Origin of the sequence: Corallococcus sp. EGB (genome assembly GCF_019968905.1) — a bacterium.
Classification (GTDB): domain Bacteria; phylum Myxococcota; class Myxococcia; order Myxococcales; family Myxococcaceae; genus Corallococcus.
In genome coordinates, this window is the sequence record NZ_CP079946.1 from 6,886,999 (window position 1) to 6,904,982 (window position 17,984).

Here is a 17,984-nt window from a genome sequence, read left to right on the forward strand (position 1 = left end):
GCGAGGGCTCAGGGAGTCGCCTGCGCCGCAACGGACGTGGTCGCGGCGACCAGGTTCCCCGCACCGTCCTTCGCCAGGCCATACAGCTTGATGGCGCCCGTCACGACGGGCAGACGCACGCGCCACGTCCCCGGAGTGCTCCCCTGCCGGGACTCCAGCACCGTCACCCGATCGCGCTCCGCCCGGAGCGCCGCGCCCCGGAAGTTGTAGGCGAAGGACACGTCCAGCGGCGTGGTGGAGGTGACGTCGAAGGCCACGTCAGCCCACCCCTTCTCCACGCCCCGGACCTCCAGGCGTACCGCCACCGGCAGCGCGGGGTCGGGCTTCGTGCCTGTGTATGCCTCGCGCACCGCGTGCCATGCCGGCCGCATGGAGGTGCCGGACACCATTCCCAGCCACAGCCCGGTGTGGTCCAACGCCGAGCTGTAGTTGAAGACAAACAATCCCAGGCACCGGCCCGTCTGGACGTGCGGCGCCAGCGCGTTGCGCCAGCCATCCACGATGACGTCATATTTCTCCCCGTCTCCCGGCTCCTGGGGCACGCCGCGAGCATCCTTGGGGACCTCCCATTCCCCCTGCGCGCCGAACTCGGTGATGAACCAGGGCTTGCGCGCACCGGCTTGCTTCACCGCATCCGCAAGCGCGTGGATGCCCCGGCCGTAGACATTCAAGCCATACGCATCCAGTGAGGGGACGTACTTCTCCCAGAGCGGAATGCCCAGCGTCCAAGCATCCACGGACAGCACCGGGTGCGCGGTGTCCGCCTTCTTCACCGCGCGGACGACCTTCTCCAGGAAGCGCGCGTAGGCGACCTTCGAGGGCTCATCCGGCGAATTGAGGATGACCTCGTTGCCCACGCCCCAAGCGAGCACCGCCGGATGGTCCTTGAACCGTCGCACCTGCGCGAGCGTGGCCTGGAGCTGCGCATCACGTCCCTTCGCGTCGCGCGCGTAATCAAAGGCGTCGTCGTTCTCCATGCCCGCGCGGCCCGGCCGCAGCCACAGCCCCACCAGGACACGGAGGCCGTGTTTGTGCGCGGCATCGAGCAGCGCGGCCGTTTCGTCGCCGGTGCCCCAGGTGCGCAGCGTGTTCACGCCAATGGCGCGCAGCCGTTCGCAATCCTTGTCGAAGTTCGCGGGCCCGCCCGTGCCACTGAAGGTGACGCCCTTCGCCACGTAGGGCTGGCCATCCACCTCCAGCTTCCATCCCGCCCCTGCCTCCAGGATGGCGGTGCGGGCCTCCACGTTCCACTCAGGCACGAGGAGTGCGGTCAACAGCAGCAAACCAGCGGCAACAGCGCGGACAGTGGCCATGGAGGCCCGGAGTCTAGAGTCAAAACTCCTTGTAGTCCCCTCTCGCGTCAATCATCTGAACAGCATCAATCAGTCCCATCCTCCCCCCGCCTCTCATTGCGCAATTCATCTCGGTCACGCATGGGCAGGCTGATCCATCACCGGTCGGTCAGTCCAATCAGCAGACGCTCGGCGTCGAGGTCGATGAACATCCGTTCGAGTTCCGTGCGTGCTGGGACACGTGGGAACTGGCCATCACGAGGCAGGACTGCGCCCCACTCGATGTCCCCTGGGAGGCCCCTACACCGCGAGTTTCATGGAGGCGCAGGACGTCCAGCGGTGCACGGACCACGCTGTCGCCCCCTTCCGCGCCAGCCGGCCAGCCTCGCGGTAGCCCCGCGTCCCCAGCCTCCAGGTTTCGTGCTACTCCGGCGCCGTGGCCCCGCACGTCACCGCACTCGAACCGGCCCCCCAAGCGGACGAAGTGCCGGACTCCTTCCCGAGCCCCTTCGACGCCGTGGGCCCGCACGCCCTCGCGCGCCGGGCCGCGGAGTCGCTGCAAGCCACGCTCCGCGAAGGCTTCATCGCGCCAGGGCTGCCCGGCGACATCCTCCAGGGGCCGGACGGCGGGAAGATGTTCGGCGTGCTCGTGGTGCGCCAACCGGATGGAACCTTCGGCGTGCTGCGAGCCTTCTCCGCGATGCTCGCCGGCCGCTGGGACGTGCCGGGCTTCGTGCCCCCTGTCTTCGACCGCGAGGCCCGCGCCCGCGTGGAGCCGGTGGCCGACGCCACGGTGAAGGCCCTGCTGGCCCGCGCTGAAGCCTGGAGCGCCTCCGACGAGCTGCGCCGCCTGCGCGAGGACGATGACGCCCGGCAGGCACGCGAAGCCACCGAGCGCGAAGCCGTGCGCCAGCACCACGAGGCCCGCCGCCGCCAGCGTCACAAGCGCCGCGCCGCCCTCCTGGCCACACAAGGACTCACGGAGGCCGCACGCGCGGAGGCGCTCCATTCACTCGACCAGGAGAGCCGGGGCGACAAAGCAGAGAAGCGCCGCTGGGACGCCACGCAGGAAGAAGCCCGGCGCCAGTTCGCCCCGGCCCGTGCGAAGGCGGAACGCCGCGTGCGCGCGCTGGACCGGCTGCGGCGCATCGTCTCCCGCGGCTTCATGAAGCAATTCCACGACACCTACGCCGTCACCAACGCCCGGGGAGAGACCCGCCCCCTGCGCTCGCTCTACGGCGGCTCCGAGCCCCCGTCCGGCGCCGGTGACTGCGCGGGCGCGAAGCTGCTCGCCTACGCCTTCGCGCAGGGACTCCAGCCGGTCGCGCTCGCGGAGTTCTGGTGGGGCACGCCGCCCGCATCGGGTGGCCGCATCCAGGGCGCGTTCTATCCCGCATGCCGCGACAAGTGCGGCCCCCTGCTCCCGTTCATGCTGGAGGGTCTGAAGGTCTCCGCGCCCCGGGTCTTCGTCCCGCCGCCCGCGCCCACGCCAGACCTCTCCATCGTCTTCGAGGACGCCTGGCTCGTCGTCATCGACAAGCCCTGCGGCCTGCTGTCCGTGCCGGGCCGGGATGCCGCCCTGTTCGACTCGGTGCTCACCCGGCTGCGCGCGCGATACCCCAACGCCACGGGACCGCTGCTCGCGCACCGGCTGGACCTGGACACCTCCGGGTTGCTCGTCGCCGCGCTGGACAGCCGCACGCACGCGTCCCTGCAACGCCAGTTCCTCCACCGCGAGGTCTCCAAGCGCTACGTGGCGCTCATCGACGGCCCCGTGCGCGAAGACGCGGGCACCATCACCCTGCCCCTGCGCGTGGACCTGGATGACCGTCCCCGGCAGATCGTCGACCCCGTGCACGGCAAGCCCGCCGTCACCGACTGGGAGGTCCTCCAGCGCAAGGCGAACCACACGCGCGTGGCCTTCCATCCGCGCACCGGCCGCACCCACCAACTGCGCGTCCACGCGGCCCATCCCCAGGGCCTGGGAGCACCCATCGTGGGAGACCCGTTGTACGGCCACGCGGGCCTCCGCCTGCACCTGCACGCCGAGACACTGTCGTTCATGCACCCGGCGACGGGGCAGCGCGTGTCCTTCACTCGCGCCGCCCCGTTCTAGACGCTCGCATCAGTTGACGAGCACCACCTTGCCCGTGACGCCTTGCTCCGCGAGCTTCTGGGCCTCGCGTGCGTCGTCCAGCTTGAAGGTCCGGCTGATGGGAATCACCAGGTCGCCCTTCGCCACGCTCTCGGCAATCTGCGAGAGCCGCTTCGCATCCGGATGCGACATGAAGCTGCGCACGACGAGCCCCTTCTCCTTCGCGCCCTTCGGTTCGCCCAGCACGCTGCCCACGGTCCCGCCGTGCTTCACCTTGCCGAGCACCGCCGCCACGGTCTCACCGCCCACCGTGTCCGCCACCGCGTCCAGCGTGGGCAGCTTCGCGATGTCCTTGGGGTCATCCAGCGCGACGACGCCGTCCACGCCCAGCTTCCGGGCCTCCTCCACCTGACTCTTCCGCACGCCCGCCCAGACCTTCGCGCCCCGCGCCCGCGCCGCGAAGACGGCGGAACGTCCCACCGAGCCCAGCGCGCCCGTGATGAGCAGCGTGTCCCCCTTCGAGGGCCGCACCTGCTCCTCGATGAGCTGCGTGCCCGTCAGCGTCACCAGCGGCAGCGCGGCGGCATCCTGTAGCTTCAGATTGTCGGGCACCTTCGCCCAGCACTCCGCGGGCGCGACCACCGTCTCCGCGTAGCCCGCGTTCACCAGGCCCATCACGCGGTCCCCCCGCTCGAAGGAGTCCTCGAGGCCCGTGCCCACCTCCAGGACCTCACCGGCCACGTCGCGCCCGAGGATGGCGGGGAACTTCAAATCCACCCGCCCCTTCATCTCCCCCCGGCGGATCTTCCAGTCCACCGGGTTGATGCCCGCGGCGGTGACGCGGACCTTCAGCTCGCCCGGCCCCACCTTCGGCTCGGGCATCTCCTGCACCGCGAGCACGTCCACATCCCCATAGCCTTTCAGCACGACCGCTTTCATCCAGGCCTCCACACAGACGAGCGAGGGATCAGCACTCCAACGTCGGCCCAACGGTAAGCACCGCCAGGAAGGCCGCCATCGTCGCCAGCCGGTCGCCCCGTCTCCTGCTCCCTTCAGTCCCTCCGCTCGCTGGCCTGCACCCCGGCGTCGTTCATTGGGGGGACCCGCATCCGTCCTCCCGTCACGCGCCCCTGCTCGACGTCGATGAGCCAGTAGCCCTCGTGGCCCGCGAACGTCGACGAGCCCGCGCCAAACAGGTGGGGCCCTGTCCCGGTGGCCTGGTGATGGAAGCGCTGGTGGATGTGGCCGTGAAGCACCGCGTGGCGACTCCCGGGCAGCAACCGGCAGAGCGCCGCTCCATCCCGGAGCCCCCAGGGCCCCGTCGCCAGCTCCCCCCGGGATGTCAGCGGTGCGTGGTGCACGACAACCAGCAGCGCCCGCCCGGCCAGCCGAGGATCCGCCACCACCGCCGCGAGCCCTTCGAGCTGCGCACGTCCGATGAACCCGCGGGAGATTCCGGGAACAAGGGGCAGGCGCGCGGAGCAGAGCCCCACCACGGCGGCTCCGCTCCCCACCAACCTGACGAACGGGTACCGGCCTTCCCTGCGGTGCTCGGGGAGGTCGCTCTCCAACAGGTGCCCGAAGTAGCGCTCGAACCGCGCGGCGCGGACACTGCCGGGCGTGTACACGTCATGATTGCCCGGGATGACGGTGCAGCGGCGCCGGTCCTCCCCCCACTCGCCCAGCGCGTCCCGAGCGGCCTGGAACTCACCGTCCAGCGCGCACGCGGTGAGGTCCCCCGACAGGATGAGGTGGTCGGCGTCGTGCGTCTTCGCCTCGCGCACGATGGCGGAGAGCGTCCGGGCAGCGCGCGCATAGGCTTGCGCGCGCCCCCCCAGGAGCAGCTCCGGTAGGGCCAGCCAGCGACGCCACCCCAGTGGGCGCGGGGCAAGCCTCCGGTAGTCCGCCGTGAGGTGGACGTCAGAGCAATGGATGAAGCGCATGGAGGACGCGGCCCCGCTCCCGGCCCGAGCGGCCGGAAGCGGGAGGACTCCGCCGGAGACTACAGCGACTGGCAGAGGGCGTTGCCCGTGGTGCGGGTGTCCCAGTCCCGGATGCCGCAGCCGTAGCCCGGGCCGTCCATGCTCCCGCCACCAGCCAGACGGGCGATGTCCCACGTCCCCAGGGCCGCGCAGGCCTCCGACTGGCGGGCGCGCGCCTCCTGCGGCGACAGCAACGCCGTCCCCGGCGTGCACGGCTTATCCCCCGCCACGGTGACGAAGGAGAGCTGCGCGCAGAGGGTGTTGCCCAGCGGGCGCGAATCGAAGTCGCGGATGCCGCAGCCGTAGCCCGGGCCGTCCATGCTGCCGCCGTTCGCCAGCCGCACGATGTCCCACGTTCCCAGCACGGAGCAGAAGCCGGACGGATTCGTGCGCGCCACCAGCGGGCTCACCAGCGTGAGGCCCGACGGGCAGACGCCGTCCCCCACCGCGGTGCTGGCCGTGCCGACCAGCTTGCAGACGCTACCGCCCAGCGCGCGGTTGTCGTAGGTCCGGACGCCACAGCCGTAGCCCGGACCGTCCATGCTGCCGCCGTTCGCCAGCCGGAGGATGTCCCACGTGCCGAGCTGGCCGCAGAGCGCAGCGGCGTTGGCGCGCGCCTCCTCGGGGGACGCGAGCGTGTAGCCCGACGGGCACGCGGTGTCCCCGGGCACGCTGGAGATCTGCCCCGCGAGCGCCGCGCTCGACCGGGCGGTGTCCTTCGCTCCACCTTCGGTGGACTCCGCGGGCGTGCCGCACCCCACCGAAAGCATCGCGAGGCTGACGCCCGACAACAGGGAAACAACCAGGTTCTTCTTCATGACGGACTCCATGCGTGGGACTGCGTGGACCTGACGAAAAAGACAGACATCGCATCCAGCTCCGCCTTCACGGGCGGAAGCGAGGCCGCGGCGTGCGCCGCCTGCCTCGGGCCACGGCCATCAGCAAGCGGCATACCAATCCAAGACAAAACGCGCGCCCCAGCATGGCAACCCATTCGTGACGAGCTGCCGCGCCGCGCCCGCGTCCCCCGCGAACGCAACCGCGTGATGGACAGACGCCAACCGGAAAATCCCGGCGGCGTGTCCATCCGTCCCGGCGCCTCGCATGGTTCGTGAATGGCATCACGCGCCTGGAGGTGGAACGAATGCAGGTGAGACACGCAGCCATCAGCGCCAGCCATGAAATCTTCGACTCAAGTGAAGCCGCGATCCAGGAGGCGGTGACCCGGCGCGTCGCGGACCGCCTGGCCCGAGAACGACAGCAGCGCCAGCCCGCGCGCTATCGGCGGTGGAAGGTGGTGGATACCACTCCGCTGCTGCGCTCCATGGAAGGCGGGCTCGACGACACGAAGTTCCTCTACCCCGTCCTGGACAACCTCCCGGTCATTGTCTTTCCCCTGCTGAGCCACGCGCTCGCCGGGGTGCACGTCAGCGTCTACGGCCCCCCGGAGGTCTGCCGCGTGGTGGAGGTGGTGCGCGACGTCCTGCTGGCGATGGGCCGCCTGGAGGACCGCGCGCGGGTGGTGACCGTCGAGGAGGACCGGAGCGACATCTCCCTGTCCCGCTCACTCCAGCGCGCGACGGAGGGCCTGTCCGCCCCGAGCGACGCCCCCATCGTCTGGTCGGCTGGTGACCTGGTGCTGGCCTATGACGTCCACCCCTGGCTGACGGACCGGCACCTCCCCGGCTACGAGCTCATCTTCAACCTCAATGCCCGCCAGCGCGTCTTTCCGGAGGGCACCCCGGAGCTCTTCGCGCGCAACTACCTGGACCGCCTGCGGGTGGAGCGCGAACCGGAGGAGCTCCTGGACATCAAGGAGCCCAACGTCCTGCTCTTCACTGCCCGGGGCCTGCGGGGACTGAGCAGGGTGGACGAGCTGCGGCATCCCCGCCCGGGTGACACCTATGTGAACGTGCTCCTGCGCGCCGCGGCGCGCACGTTCTGGCACACGAGCCCCGCGGCGACGCTGGCCTTCCTCCGCTACGGATGGAAGCGGACCCGCGACCGCCTCCAGGCGCCTGACGCGCTGGGCAGCCACCACGCCGGGGAGCTGGCCCGGACGTTCTTCGGCGTGCCCACCCTCATCAAGGCGGAGAACACGGATCCGTTCTGCGTGCGGGATGGCGACAGCGTGGAGGACCTGTTCGGCTATTACCGCGCCGTCCTGCAACCCATCGTGGACTCCGGCGCCACGAAGGAGGCCGGCTACCGCGAGCTTGCGCGCTACCACCCGCACGCGGAGGTCCTCTACCGGGTGTCCCAGGCGCTGCGCCCGCTCCAGGAGGAGCTGTCCCTCTGGCGCCGGTGGCCGGAGCTCATCCGGGACAAGCTCGCCACGCTCAACCAGCGGCTGACCGCGGAGTTCCGGGGCCTGGGCCTCCCTGACGCGGCGCGGCCCGTTCCGGAGTACTTCGGCGCGGACGGCGTCTTCCATTCCTGCCCCCTGCCCTCGGACCGGCTGTCCCAGACGCGTGACTTCCTGCGCAATGTCTATCTCCCGGCCTTCGAACGGAACCAGGAAGCCATCTCATGGAGTGCGGGAGGCCGTTTCCCCGCGGAACGCAGACGCGTCAGGGGTTGACGCAAATCAGGGCCGCGACCGGAGCCCCACCGGGCGGCCCGCCCGCATCTGTGATTGGCATCTGGAGTGCAATGACTTGCTCCATGGCCTTCCGCAAACACGTCTTGAGCGACCTGGGCAGCAGTTATTCCAACTTCAACGAACACCACAAGGACATCCGGGCGTTCTTCGAAATCATCGGGGTGCGCTTCGCCATCCGCGAGTACGGCGTCAGCCTGAAGCCGCTCGCGGGCAACAAGCTGTTCTCGAACGCGAGCGGCTACCTGCTGACGGATGACAGCTCCTATCCCTTCTATCTGTGGATGCCTTCGTGGCTGGGCCGCTTCTACGTGGACCCGCTGCACGTCCCGCCGGGCACGCCGGTGGACGCGTGCACCGCGCGGGACGTGCGGCACATCGCGTTCATCTGGATCTGGCTGGGCTTCAATGACGCCTATGTGAATGACGCGGAGGGTCCGGAGGTCTGGTTCGGCGTGGCCGAGCCCCGACCGGACGACCCCTCCGAGTCCGTGGTGGTGACCGCGGACAAGATGTGGAAGTACTTCCGCATCGAGCGGACGAGCCAGGGAGAGAGCGATGGCTGGCTCACCGGCGGCTTCCAGAAGAACTCCATCGGCTGTGATTTGAACGGCCGCTGGTCCATGCGGCGCGTCCCGCTGGAGAAGCTGTCGAGCTACTACCAGATTGAGAAGCACGTGGTCCGGCCGCTCGGGGAGAAGTTCCACGAGCTGTCGAGCCCCTTGCCGGGAGCGCTCGCGCTCGTGAAGTGACGCGCGGGGCCGTCCCGGAAGCCGCGCGCGTCCGGGACGCTCCGCCCGCTATGCCCTCTGTCCGCGCGGCGTCCGCGCCACCGCGTTTCGCGCCGCCGCCGTGAGGTCTCGGACGGTGCGGTAGCGCCCGGGCTCGACCAGCAGGTCGCGCCCCAGATGGACGCAGCGCTCTTCGCAGCGGGCCCTGCGCTCCGGATCCGCGATGCGCTCCAGGTCCAGGACATGGGCCAGGCCGAAGATGCGCCGGAGCATCTCCGCGCCCGTGTACGCCACGCTCTGCTCCCACAGCCGCTGGAGGAAGGCACGCCGCTCGGTCCGCAGCGCCTCGCGCTCCCCAGGACGGGTGAGCAGCACCGCGGGGTCCCCCGCGCCGGCGCCGTGCGCCTCCCAGAGGTGGAGGAAGGTCTCGTGGAAGGAGGACCACAGCGCCTCCGCCACCTCCAGGACCCACGACGCGGAGTCCTCCCTGGGCGCCCGGGCGGTGGCGTGTCCCTCCTGGCTGAAGAAGGAGAGCAGCAGGTGGGCGAGCAGTGAGCCCACGTCGAACGCCATGGGCCCGTGGAAGGCGAACTCCTGGTCGATGATGCGGGTGTCCTCCTGCGTCACCATGATGGAGCCGGTGTGCAGGTCGCCGTGGATCAACGCCTCGGTGGTGTTCAGGTAGTGGTGCTTCAACCGGAAGGCCGCGAGCTTCAGCGGCACATCCTCGCGGACCGCCGCCGCCAGCCCGTCCAGCGCGGGGGACGTCCAGCGGTTGCGCGGGTGCACCTGGTACGGCTCGGTGAACACCATGTCCTCCATGATGCGGCACATGGCGGTGTTCGCGCTGAAGGCCGCCACGCCCGCCCGCTTCTCCTCCGCCGTCAGCGCCAGGCTGGAGGTGAAGAACAGCGACCGGGCCAGGTAGTCCGCCACCTGCGCGGCGAAGCGGGGGTAGCGCACGCCGTCTGTCATTCCCTCGCGCAGGATGCGGTGCGGCGTCAGGCATTCCACGACGAGCAGGAAGAGGCGCGCATCGTGATGCAACACCTCCGGCACGCGCCGCCCCACGTGCTTGCCGTGCTCGCGCAGGGCGAGGTGCTCGAAGTGGATGCGGCCGAGCGCCAGGGGCCAGGACTCGCCCACCAGCCGCACGTAGGGCAGGGATTGCTTCACGCACACGTCGCCAGCGGGACCGTGGACACGGAACACCTGGTTGACGTTGCCGTCGTTCGCCTCGACGACGCGCCAGTCCTCGGGGCGGCCGCCCAGCCTCGCGGCGAGGTGCGGATGGCGCGCGAGGTAGCCGGGCAGGCTTCGCGCGTCGAGGGGTTCGTAGCCTTCGGGAACACTCAACGCCATGGTGCGCCTCCTTCAAAAGGGGTGAGGGTCTTCGCGCCGCGCGGGCCCAGGCGGGTGCCCTCGCGGCGCAGCCAGGACGGCCACGACAGGCCCAGGTGGTCCTGCAGGGTGCACTCCGCGGAGGCGAGCGTGCCGTGGACCGAGCCGGGGTCGTGCGACCAGCAATCGCTGACGATGAAGACGTCCTCGTCCGGCAGCGGCCGCCGGATGGCGGGGATGATGTCGCGCGACACGGCATCCTCGCGCCACACGTGCCAGCCCGCGCCGTGCGGCGGCTCGGACCAGTCCTGGCAGCGCGCGGCGATGGGGCGCGGCGCGTCCTCGATGCCGTGGAGCTCCAGCAACATGGCGTGGGCGCGCTCCACCATGTGCCGGCTGGCGGGCGCGTCCACCGGAGGCAGGCCCGAGTCTCCGGGCGCGTCCGGGAAGGGCTCGCCGGAGCGCAGGCTGCTCCAGTACTCCGCGTCCGTCCCGCTGGCGTACGCGGCCAGCAACACCCCGGGCCCGGAGGCCGCGCCAGTCGTGCCGTGCCAGTACCAGAGCTGGCGCAGCGGCAGGTCCGTGGTGCTGCGCCCCTTCGAGACGCCCGCCCGCTCCCACCACGGAAAGGGATAGGCGAGGAACAGCTTCACCGCCGGCACGCCGCGCACGCTCTCCAGGTGGCGCCGCAACGTGGGGTCCTGGAGCAGGAAGCAGTCCGGAGCGAGCCGCAGCAGCGCTTGCTGAGGCAGGGCCAGCATCACCGTCCGGGCTCGCACGACGCGCTCACCGTCGGGGCACCCGAAGCGCAAATCGTAGGCCCGGCTTCCAGCGAGCCCTCGCGCCCGGTCGATGCGCCTCAGGACATGGAACCACCGCGTGCCGCCCCCGGCCTGGCGGTAGCGCTCGTGGAGCGCGCGTGGCAGCGCGTCGAAGCCTCCGGCGAGGCGGCGGTAGCGGCCCGACGGCGGCGCATGGAAGAGGACGTCCAGCCAGTCCGCCGCGTTGCCATTCGCCGCCAGACCGTCGTAGCCGCCGGTGTCCTGGAGGAGCCGGATGGCCTCCTGGCTCAGCACCGCGGTCAGCACCGTCCACCACGACACCGCATGGAGCCGCGCGCCGTCGAGCCGCGCTGCGTCCTTGCTCCGCGCATACGCTCCTTCGAGCGCCTCGGCGTCACCCCACCGTCCCGCGTCGAAGGCGGCGTGATAGCGCGCGCGCAGCGCCGTGAAGCCAGGCACCGCGGCCTCCACCACCCGCGCCTCCAGCTCCGCGGGCCCCAGGCCCTGCTCGGAGAAGCGCAACCTGTATGGCAGCCCCCCGTCGTCCCGCTGTCGCAGGCGGCTGCCGCGCACGTAGCGGAAGTTCTCCGGCTGTCCGAAGTGGAAGTCCTCCACCTGCGCGCCCAGGCCCAGGTGCTGGACGAGGTCGGCCACCAGGTGGAGCTGTTCATGGAAGCGCATGCCACCCAGCTCCGCGCGGACACCCGGTACGCCGGGAAGCGCCACGGACCACAGCCGCCCGCCCACGCGTCCCGTCGCCTCGTAGAGGGCGACCTTCGGTCCGGTCCTTCCACCGTCCGGGTGCGTGAGGCGGTGCCCCAGGTAGCACCCGCCCACGCCGCCGCCCACGATGGCCACGTCGCAAGTCTCATGGGGGCCGGTGGTGTCCAGGCTCAGACCTCCCCCACCGCGCGCAGGATGCGCTCCGGGGAAATCAAATCCATACAGTCGCGCTGGACGCACCCGGCGTCGAAGTCCTGCTTGTAACACATCAGGCAGGGCACCTCGGGTTCCAGCACCGTGCCGCGCCCGTACATGAAGAACTCATGTCTGTTGAAGGTGTTGTTCAACAGGACGATGCGCTTGCGCAGCCCCACCGCCGCGTGGAAGGCGAACGTCACCGACGTCACCACCACGTCCGCCAGGCTCAACAGCCCGATGAAGCCGGCGAACGGCTGGACGCCGAAGTAATGCACGTCCGCCGCGCGGCGGATGTCCTCGTTGCGCGCATGCTCCTCCGGCCCGCCCACGAGCACGACCTCGCGGCCGGAGTCCTTCAGCGCGCGGGCGACCGCGGTCCAGCCCGCCTGGGAGTAGAGCCGGGGCTTCCACTGGCTGCCGGCGCCCGTGTTGAGCATCACCACCGGCTTGCCGGGGGCCAGCGGCACCTGGGGCACCTCGAAGTCCGGCAGGAGGTACTCCTCGCCCTGGAAGTCATAGCCGCAGACCTCGAAGAGCTCTTCGACATAGTGCTTGCGATTGGCCTTCATCAGGTCGTCGAAGACGCCGGTGCGCCACTTGCGCTCGCTCTCGCCGTCGAACGGGAGGATGACGCCGTCCCGCTGGGTGAAGCCCTTCTTGACCTTCGCGTCCACGCGGTTGGCCAGCGCGCAGGCCTCCACGTCCTTGTCCAGCGACAGCAGGAGGTCGAACTTCGTGTCCAGCACGGTCAGCGTGCCGGCCAGGTCGAAGCGCAGGACCTTGAAGACCTCGCGCCGGGGGATCAGCTCCGGGTAGTTCGTGAGCCAGAAGATCCTCGCGCCCGGGTGCCGCCGCTGGATGGCCCGCAGGAGCGGCGTGTTGCGCATCACCTCGCCCGCCGCCTGCAGCTTGATGATGAGCACGTTGCCGGTGGCGGGCCGGTAGTCCGTGCAGCCGCCACAGTGGACGCCGCGAGCCTTGTGGGGCCCACAGGGCTTGTAGCCATTGAAGTGAAGACAGTCGGTCCGGATGTCCATGGGTGTCCTCCTCGCGGGCCTACGCTGCCGGGCCCCGCAGCGTCCGGACCTCCGGGTCCAGGTCCTCGAGCGTGCCGCGCAGGATGTCCACCAGATGCTCCAGCTCCTCGTCCGTGACGTTGTAGGGAGGCATCACGAGGATGGAGTCGCCGGTGCCGTCGGGCAGGTAGCCAATGGAGAAGTAGAAGTTCCCGCCCCGGGCCATGGCCCGTTGCAACACCCGCTCCGCCACCTTCGCCGAGCGCGGGAATGGCCGCCGCGTGGCCTTGTCCGCGACCAGCTCGAAGCCGCAGAACAGCCCCAGCCCGCGCACGTCGTCCACCCAGTCGAACGCGGTCAGCTCGCTGAGCCGCTCGCGCAGCACCTGCCCCTGGCGCCGCACGTGGGAGAGCAGGTCATGCCGCTCCACGTGCTCCAGCACCCGCAGGCCGATGGCCGCGGCGAGCGCGTGGTTCGTGAACGTGAAGCCGTGCGCGAAGTTGCCGCCGTCCCGGTGGATGCCTTCGACGATGGCGCGGCTCGCGTAGACGGCGGACAGCGGCATGAGCCCCGCCGCCATGCCCTTGCCCTGGATGAGGATGTCAGGCTTGACGCCGAAGAGGGAGGACGCGAACCACTCCCCGCAGCGGCCAAAGCCACACATCACCTCGTCGCAGATGAGCAGCACGTCATGGCGGTCGCATATCGCGCGCACCTCCTGGAGGTAGCCGGGCGGCGGGACGCCGATGCCCATGGACGCGCCAATCACCGGCTCGACGATGAAGGCCAGACACTCCTCCGGCCCCTCCTCCAATATCTTGCGCTCCAGCGCCATCGCGCAGGCTTCCGCGGACCCGGGCCCGCGGTAGGCATCCGGCGCGGGGATGAAGCACTGCTCCGGCAGCAGCCCCTGGAAGAGCAGGCGGTCTCGTGGCTTGCCTGTCACCGCCAGCGCCAGCCCCGTGGCGCCGTGGTAGCCGGGCTGGGTGGCAATCACCTTGCGCTTGCGCCGCGTGCCCGTCTTCCCGGCCTGGTACTGGTACGCCAGCTTGAGGGCCGTCTCCACCGCGTCCGAGCCGCTCCCCATCAAGAGGACGTGAGAGAGGTTGTCCGGCGCCAGCGCCACCAGCCGCTCGCCGTAGGCCTCCAGCTCGGGCGTGGTGAACTGGGTGCCGTGGAGGTAGCTGACGTGCCGCATCGACTCGGCCGCGGCCCGGGCCAGCCGCTCCAGGCCGTGGCCCAGGATGGCCACGCCCGCGCCGCCCACGGCGTCGAGGTAGACGCGGCCCTCGTCGTCATACAGGTAGGCGCCCTGCCCGCGGACGATGCGCGGATAGCGATGTTCGAACCTGCGGTGGAACAGCATGGTGGCTCCTAGGGCGCGAGGACGTAGTCGAGGGCCCGCTGCGCGCAGTCCTCGGGGGAGTGACGGAACCAGGTGTCGACCACCCGGTGGGGCAAGGGCGGCGGCACGAAGCGCGCCTTGACGTCGAAGTACTCGTCCGGCGTCGTGCACCCGCCGCAGTAGCCCGCGCCGGCACGGCGGCCCAGCAGCTCGCGGACCGCGGCGGGTGAGTCATCCGCGGGCCGCAGCCACAGCACCTTGAAGCGGACCTCGGGGTGAGGCGCGAGCACCGCGCGCAGGAAGTCCCAGCTGGAGGGCCTCGAGTACGTGGACACCACGACGAGCGAGCGCTGGGGCCGGGCGACCTCCAGGTGGATGCGCACCGCCTGGTGGAGCAGCTCGTAGGCCATGGCCATCCGGTTGAGGTTGCGCTGGCGGCCCGCGTCGGTCGTCCACCATGCCGCCTCCGGCAGGCCAATGCCCGCTCGCGCCAGCACGTCGACGTCGACGACGTGCGCGCCCAGCTCCCGCCCGACCAGCGCCGCCGTCTCGCTCTTGCCGGAGAGCGGCCAGCCGCAGAGGACGGTGACGTGCGTCGCGCTCACGTGCCCCTCCGGGACAGCCCCGCGCCGCGCAGGTGGCCGAGCAGCTCCGCGTGGAGGTGCCCGTTGGAGAAGAGCAGCTCCGTGCAGTGCGTGAGCGCGTGCGGGGACCCGTCGAAGCACGTCACCTGGCCCCCGGCCTCTTCCACCAGGCCGACGGCCGGCAGGTGGTCCCACGGCTTGTTGCCGATGGCGATGATGGCGTCCAAGCTCACCGGGAGGTGCGCGCCGCGCACCAGCCGCGTCCCCGCCCAGCAGAAGGCGCCGAAGTTCCGGATCCGCGTGACGGCCGCCACCAGCGGCGGGTGGTAGAGCGCGCCCACGGTGGGCGTCGTCCCGTCGAAGCCGATGGAGGCCTTCGCGAGCTCGCGCACCGGGGACACGCGCAGGCGCATCGCGGTCTCGCCGCGCAGCACGGCATGCGCTCCGGCGCCGCGCCGGCTCACGTGAAGCCCCGCGCCGCCGAGCCGCGCCTCCGTGGGCAGGAAGATGACGGCCTCCTCCACGCGGCCGCCCACCACGGTGGCGAACTGGAGCCCGAAGAGCGGCGCGCCGAGCAGCAGGCTGTTCGTCCCGTCCACCAGGTCCACCGCGATGCAGTCGCCCCGGGGTGGCCACGAGGACTGCCCCTCTTCATTCAGGGGAAGGCCCGGGTAGCGGCGCGAGAGGAAGTGGGACGTGCGCTCGCGCAGCTCGTCGATGACGCCGTACACCAGGTCGCCGTCCGCCTTCGGCCCCGGAGCACCGAGCGAGCCCTCCAGCAGCCGCGACCAGAGCGGCTCCAACTCCCCGGCGAGGAAGCGCCACAGCGCGCGCGTCGCGATGTCCACGCCCCCGGAGTCACTTGCCATGGGCCACGCTCCACCCCGCGGAGGCCACTGGCTGCGCCATCAGCCCGCTCTCCACCAACATGCACAGCAGGTGCGCGATGGTGATGTGGCTCTCCTGGACGTACTGCGTGTTGGTGCTGGGCACGCGCACGCACGCGTCCGCCAGCGCCAGGAGCCGGCCGCCGCTCGCGCCCGTGAGCGCCACCGTCCGCAGCCCCTGGAGCCGCGCGCAGCGGAAGGCGCGGACCACGTTCTCGGACTCGCCGCTGGTGCTGATGCCGATGAGCACGTCCCCGGGGCGGCCCAGCGCCTGCACCTGCCGTTCGAAGATGTGGCCGAAGCCGAAGTCGTTGGCGTGCGCGGTGATGAGGGACGTGTCCGTGGTCAGCGCGATGGCCGCGAGCCCCGGCCGTTCGAAGTCGTGGCTCAGCGCGCTGACGAACTCCGCGGCCAGGTGCTGGCAGTCCGCGGCGCTGCCTCCGTTGCCGCAGAGCAGCAGCTTGCCTCCGGTCCGCAGGGCCTGCGACAGCACCTGCGCCGCGTCCTCGATGGCGTGCTCGCAGTCCGCCAGCAGCCGCTGCTTGACGTCGATGCTGCCCAGCAGGTGGCGCCTCACGAGCGAGCCCGCCCCACCACGTGCTTCCCCCGCTTCCAGCGTCAGCTTCCGTTCCATCTGCCCCCTCCGGTGGATGCGCCGCTGGATGAGCTCCGCGGCGTGCAGCAGGTCGTCCGCGGCCCGGGCGGGCGCGGGCAGTCGCGACAGGTCCGCGCCGGCGCCATGGCCCGTGCGGACCAGGAGGGCCGTGGCCCCCAAGGCCTGCCCCCAGGCGACGTCCGTCAGCTTGTCCCCCACGGCGAAGCTGCGCGACAGGTCGATGCCCAGCTCCCGCGCTGCCTGGAGCCCCAGCCCCGGTTGGGGCTTGCGGCACGCACAGCCGGCGTCGGGCAGGTGCGGACAGACGTAGACGCCGTCCAGGTGCAGTCCCTCCCGCGCGAGCAGCTCGTGAAGCCGCGCGTGGACCGCGTCGACGCGGCTCGCATCGAAGTAGCCCCGGGCGACGCCGGACTGGTTGGTGACCATGACCAGGCCCAGCCCCAGCGCCCGGAACCGGTGCAGGGCCTGGGCGGCGTTGGGCAGCAGGCGGACGTCGTCCACGTCGCGCAGGTAGCCGCGCTCCTCGATGAGCGTGCCGTCCCGGTCCAGGAGGACGAAGGGCCGTGCGGCGGGAGCACTCAGCACCATGTCCGCGCCTCGTCCCAGGGCAGCGGCGCCAGCGCCGGGCGCGGCCACCCCTCCGTGGAGGGCATGGGGACGCGGCACGGCCGCAGGCCTTCGAGCGACAGCCGCGACTCCACCTGCTCCGCCACGCGCGGCGCGAAGGCCAGCTTGGTGGGCCACACCTGCGTCACCGTCCCCGCGTGCGCGACCACCGGTCCGTCCGGGCGCTGGCCGGACGCGTGGCGTCCCTCGGCCCGGTCCACGGACAGCACCGCGCCCGCGCACGCCTTCAGGTCCACGCCGGGCACCAGACGGGACAGCTCGTCGCGGGCGCGCTCGACCTGCGCGCCCGGGTCGAGCGCCACACCCGACTCCGCCAGCGCCCCGCCCACGTACCAGACGGGGGTCCCTCGCGCGTCGCGGTGGCTGGTGACGGTGACGCGCGGAGCGGCGCCGCTCCCCAGCCAGTGCGCGTAGAGCGCGGGCAACGCTCCGCGCAGCATCACCATGCACAGGGGACGGCGCTGCATGGGCGCGGCGCCCGACGGCAACTGGTGGCCCAGGCGCTCGTTGCCCGCGCCCGCGCACAGCACCACCCGCGCACCGTGGATCCGCAGCCTGCGACCATCGCGAGCGCGGACCTCCAGCCCGCGGACGTCGCCGGCCTCCTGGAGGAGCATCGTCCCCTCCTGCTCCACCGCCAGCAGGGCGTCCGCGTGGGCCCGGGCCAGCTCCGCGAGGACGGAGCGCACGTCCACCACGGGCTCGTCGAGTTGATAGACGCCGCCGTCCACGGTGCGCCCGAGGGCCTCGGCGAAGGGCGCGGGGAGCGCTCCGGCGTCGACCCGGCTCACGCGTCCGCGCAGGAGGCGGCTGGCGAAGAAGCCGGCCAGCCTGAAGCCGCAGACCAGGTGCTGGTGCGGCGACAGCAGCCGGGCGCCGCTCAGGTCCGGCGCGCGCGTCCCGCCAAGGCAGTCGCGCCACAGCGCGGGCATGTGCATCAGCGCGCGGCTCGCCGCCGACAGCGTCCCGGTGAGCGCGTACTTGAGGCCGCCGTGGATGATGCCCTGCGAGCTCAGGGTCTGCCCGGCCCCGAGCGCCCGGGACTCGCACAGGACGGCGGAGTAGCCCCGCCCCCGCAGGTGCGCCAGCAGCCACAGCCCCGTGATGCCACCGCCCAGGATGGCCACGTCCGCGCGGATGTGCTCCATGGGCGCGCTCGCTCCCAT

General features: G+C 71.3%; 15 protein-coding genes. 3 read left to right on the forward strand and 12 right to left on the reverse strand.

Annotation, left to right across the window (positions count from 1 at the left end; genetic code table 11):
- Positions 1–8: 8 nt before the first annotated feature.
- Positions 9–1,274 carry a glycoside hydrolase family 2 TIM barrel-domain containing protein gene (locus KYK13_RS28065; protein ID WP_223635678.1) on the reverse strand — a complete coding sequence of 422 codons (1,266 nt, stop codon included), beginning with the start codon at positions 1,272–1,274 and terminating at the stop codon, positions 9–11.
- Between the two features lie 502 nt (positions 1,275–1,776).
- On the opposite strand from KYK13_RS28065, the gene KYK13_RS28070 reads away from it, so the two are divergent.
- Positions 1,777–3,408: an RluA family pseudouridine synthase gene (locus KYK13_RS28070; RefSeq protein WP_223635682.1), complete on the forward strand. Its 1,632-nt coding sequence runs from the start codon at positions 1,777–1,779 to the stop codon at positions 3,406–3,408.
- Between the two features lie 9 nt (positions 3,409–3,417).
- Here KYK13_RS28070 and KYK13_RS28075 read toward each other — a convergent pair whose 3' ends face one another.
- The 3 genes from KYK13_RS28075 to KYK13_RS28085 all read right to left on the reverse strand — a co-directional run bounded on the left by KYK13_RS28075 (position 3,418) and on the right by KYK13_RS28085 (position 6,187).
- Positions 3,418–4,326 (reverse strand): NADP-dependent oxidoreductase, encoded by a 909-nt coding sequence (locus tag KYK13_RS28075; RefSeq protein ID WP_223635684.1) that lies wholly within the window; start codon positions 4,324–4,326, stop codon positions 3,418–3,420.
- Between the two features lie 113 nt (positions 4,327–4,439).
- Positions 4,440–5,330, reverse strand: a complete 891-nt coding sequence (locus KYK13_RS28080) for a metallophosphoesterase (RefSeq protein ID WP_223635686.1) — start codon at positions 5,328–5,330, stop codon at positions 4,440–4,442.
- A 59-nt stretch (positions 5,331–5,389) separates the two neighbouring features.
- The gene (locus KYK13_RS28085; protein WP_223635688.1) at positions 5,390–6,187 is read right to left on the reverse strand and encodes a hypothetical protein; all 798 of its coding nucleotides are present in this window, start codon (positions 6,185–6,187) and stop codon (positions 5,390–5,392) included.
- A 326-nt stretch (positions 6,188–6,513) separates the two neighbouring features.
- Between KYK13_RS28085 and KYK13_RS28090 the strand changes: the two genes are divergently transcribed.
- The gene (locus tag KYK13_RS28090; RefSeq protein ID WP_223635690.1) at positions 6,514–7,950 is read left to right on the forward strand and encodes a hypothetical protein; all 1,437 of its coding nucleotides are present in this window, start codon (positions 6,514–6,516) and stop codon (positions 7,948–7,950) included.
- A gap of 83 nt (positions 7,951–8,033) precedes the next feature.
- Entirely contained in the window at positions 8,034–8,720 is a 687-nt protein-coding gene (locus tag KYK13_RS28095; protein ID WP_223635692.1) for a hypothetical protein, read from the forward strand.
- Positions 8,721–8,768: 48 nt separating this feature from the next.
- Here KYK13_RS28095 and mtnK read toward each other — a convergent pair whose 3' ends face one another.
- The 8 genes from mtnK to KYK13_RS28135 are packed head-to-tail and all read right to left on the reverse strand — an operon-like array spanning position 8,769 to position 17,984.
- A complete protein-coding gene (gene mtnK, locus KYK13_RS28100) occupies positions 8,769–10,061 on the reverse strand; it encodes an S-methyl-5-thioribose kinase (RefSeq protein ID WP_223635694.1) in 1,293 nt (430 codons plus the stop codon).
- Complete coding sequence (locus KYK13_RS28105; protein WP_223635696.1) at positions 10,052–11,680, reverse strand: FAD-dependent oxidoreductase; 1,629 nt, start codon at positions 11,678–11,680, stop codon at positions 10,052–10,054. Before KYK13_RS28105 ends, mtnK begins: the two co-directional genes overlap by 10 nt.
- Before the next feature lie 35 nt (positions 11,681–11,715).
- Entirely contained in the window at positions 11,716–12,780 is a 1,065-nt protein-coding gene (locus tag KYK13_RS28110) for a glycosyltransferase family 9 protein (protein ID WP_223635699.1), read from the reverse strand.
- Between the two features lie 19 nt (positions 12,781–12,799).
- Positions 12,800–14,125, reverse strand: a complete 1,326-nt coding sequence (locus KYK13_RS28115; protein ID WP_223635702.1) for an aspartate aminotransferase family protein — start codon at positions 14,123–14,125, stop codon at positions 12,800–12,802.
- 8 nt (positions 14,126–14,133) lie between these two features.
- Positions 14,134–14,709 (reverse strand): ATP-binding protein, encoded by a 576-nt coding sequence (locus KYK13_RS28120; protein WP_223635705.1) that lies wholly within the window; start codon positions 14,707–14,709, stop codon positions 14,134–14,136.
- Positions 14,706–15,557, reverse strand: coding sequence for an inositol monophosphatase family protein (locus tag KYK13_RS28125; protein WP_223635707.1), 852 nt, complete (start codon positions 15,555–15,557; stop codon positions 14,706–14,708). The genes KYK13_RS28120 and KYK13_RS28125 overlap by 4 nt, the downstream gene beginning before the upstream one ends.
- Positions 15,547–16,779: an HAD-IIIA family hydrolase gene (locus KYK13_RS28130; RefSeq protein WP_223635710.1), complete on the reverse strand. Its 1,233-nt coding sequence runs from the start codon at positions 16,777–16,779 to the stop codon at positions 15,547–15,549. Before KYK13_RS28130 ends, KYK13_RS28125 begins: the two co-directional genes overlap by 11 nt.
- Positions 16,770–17,984 carry an FAD-dependent oxidoreductase gene (locus tag KYK13_RS28135; RefSeq protein WP_223635713.1) on the reverse strand — a complete coding sequence of 405 codons (1,215 nt, stop codon included), beginning with the start codon at positions 17,982–17,984 and terminating at the stop codon, positions 16,770–16,772. Before KYK13_RS28135 ends, KYK13_RS28130 begins: the two co-directional genes overlap by 10 nt.

Bases quoted from the DNA above. Each gene is read 5' to 3' on its own strand.
- KYK13_RS28075 (WP_223635684.1), bottom strand. From the start codon at position 4,326: ATGAAAGCGGTCGTGCTGAAAGGCTATGGGGATGTGGACGTGCTCGCG.
- KYK13_RS28080 (WP_223635686.1), bottom strand. From the start codon at position 5,330: ATGCGCTTCATCCATTGCTCTGACGTCCACCTCACGGCGGACTACCGG.
- KYK13_RS28085 (WP_223635688.1), bottom strand. From the start codon at position 6,187: ATGAAGAAGAACCTGGTTGTTTCCCTGTTGTCGGGCGTCAGCCTCGCG.
- KYK13_RS28090 (WP_223635690.1), top strand. From the start codon at position 6,514: ATGCAGGTGAGACACGCAGCCATCAGCGCCAGCCATGAAATCTTCGAC.
- KYK13_RS28095 (WP_223635692.1), top strand. From the start codon at position 8,034: ATGGCCTTCCGCAAACACGTCTTGAGCGACCTGGGCAGCAGTTATTCC.
- mtnK (WP_223635694.1), bottom strand. From the start codon at position 10,061: ATGGCGTTGAGTGTTCCCGAAGGCTACGAACCCCTCGACGCGCGAAGC.
- KYK13_RS28110 (WP_223635699.1), bottom strand. From the start codon at position 12,780: ATGGACATCCGGACCGACTGTCTTCACTTCAATGGCTACAAGCCCTGT.
- KYK13_RS28115 (WP_223635702.1), bottom strand. From the start codon at position 14,125: ATGCTGTTCCACCGCAGGTTCGAACATCGCTATCCGCGCATCGTCCGC.
- KYK13_RS28125 (WP_223635707.1), bottom strand. From the start codon at position 15,557: ATGGCAAGTGACTCCGGGGGCGTGGACATCGCGACGCGCGCGCTGTGG.
- KYK13_RS28130 (WP_223635710.1), bottom strand. From the start codon at position 16,779: ATGGTGCTGAGTGCTCCCGCCGCACGGCCCTTCGTCCTCCTGGACCGG.
- KYK13_RS28135 (WP_223635713.1), bottom strand. From the start codon at position 17,984: ATGGGAGCGAGCGCGCCCATGGAGCACATCCGCGCGGACGTGGCCATC.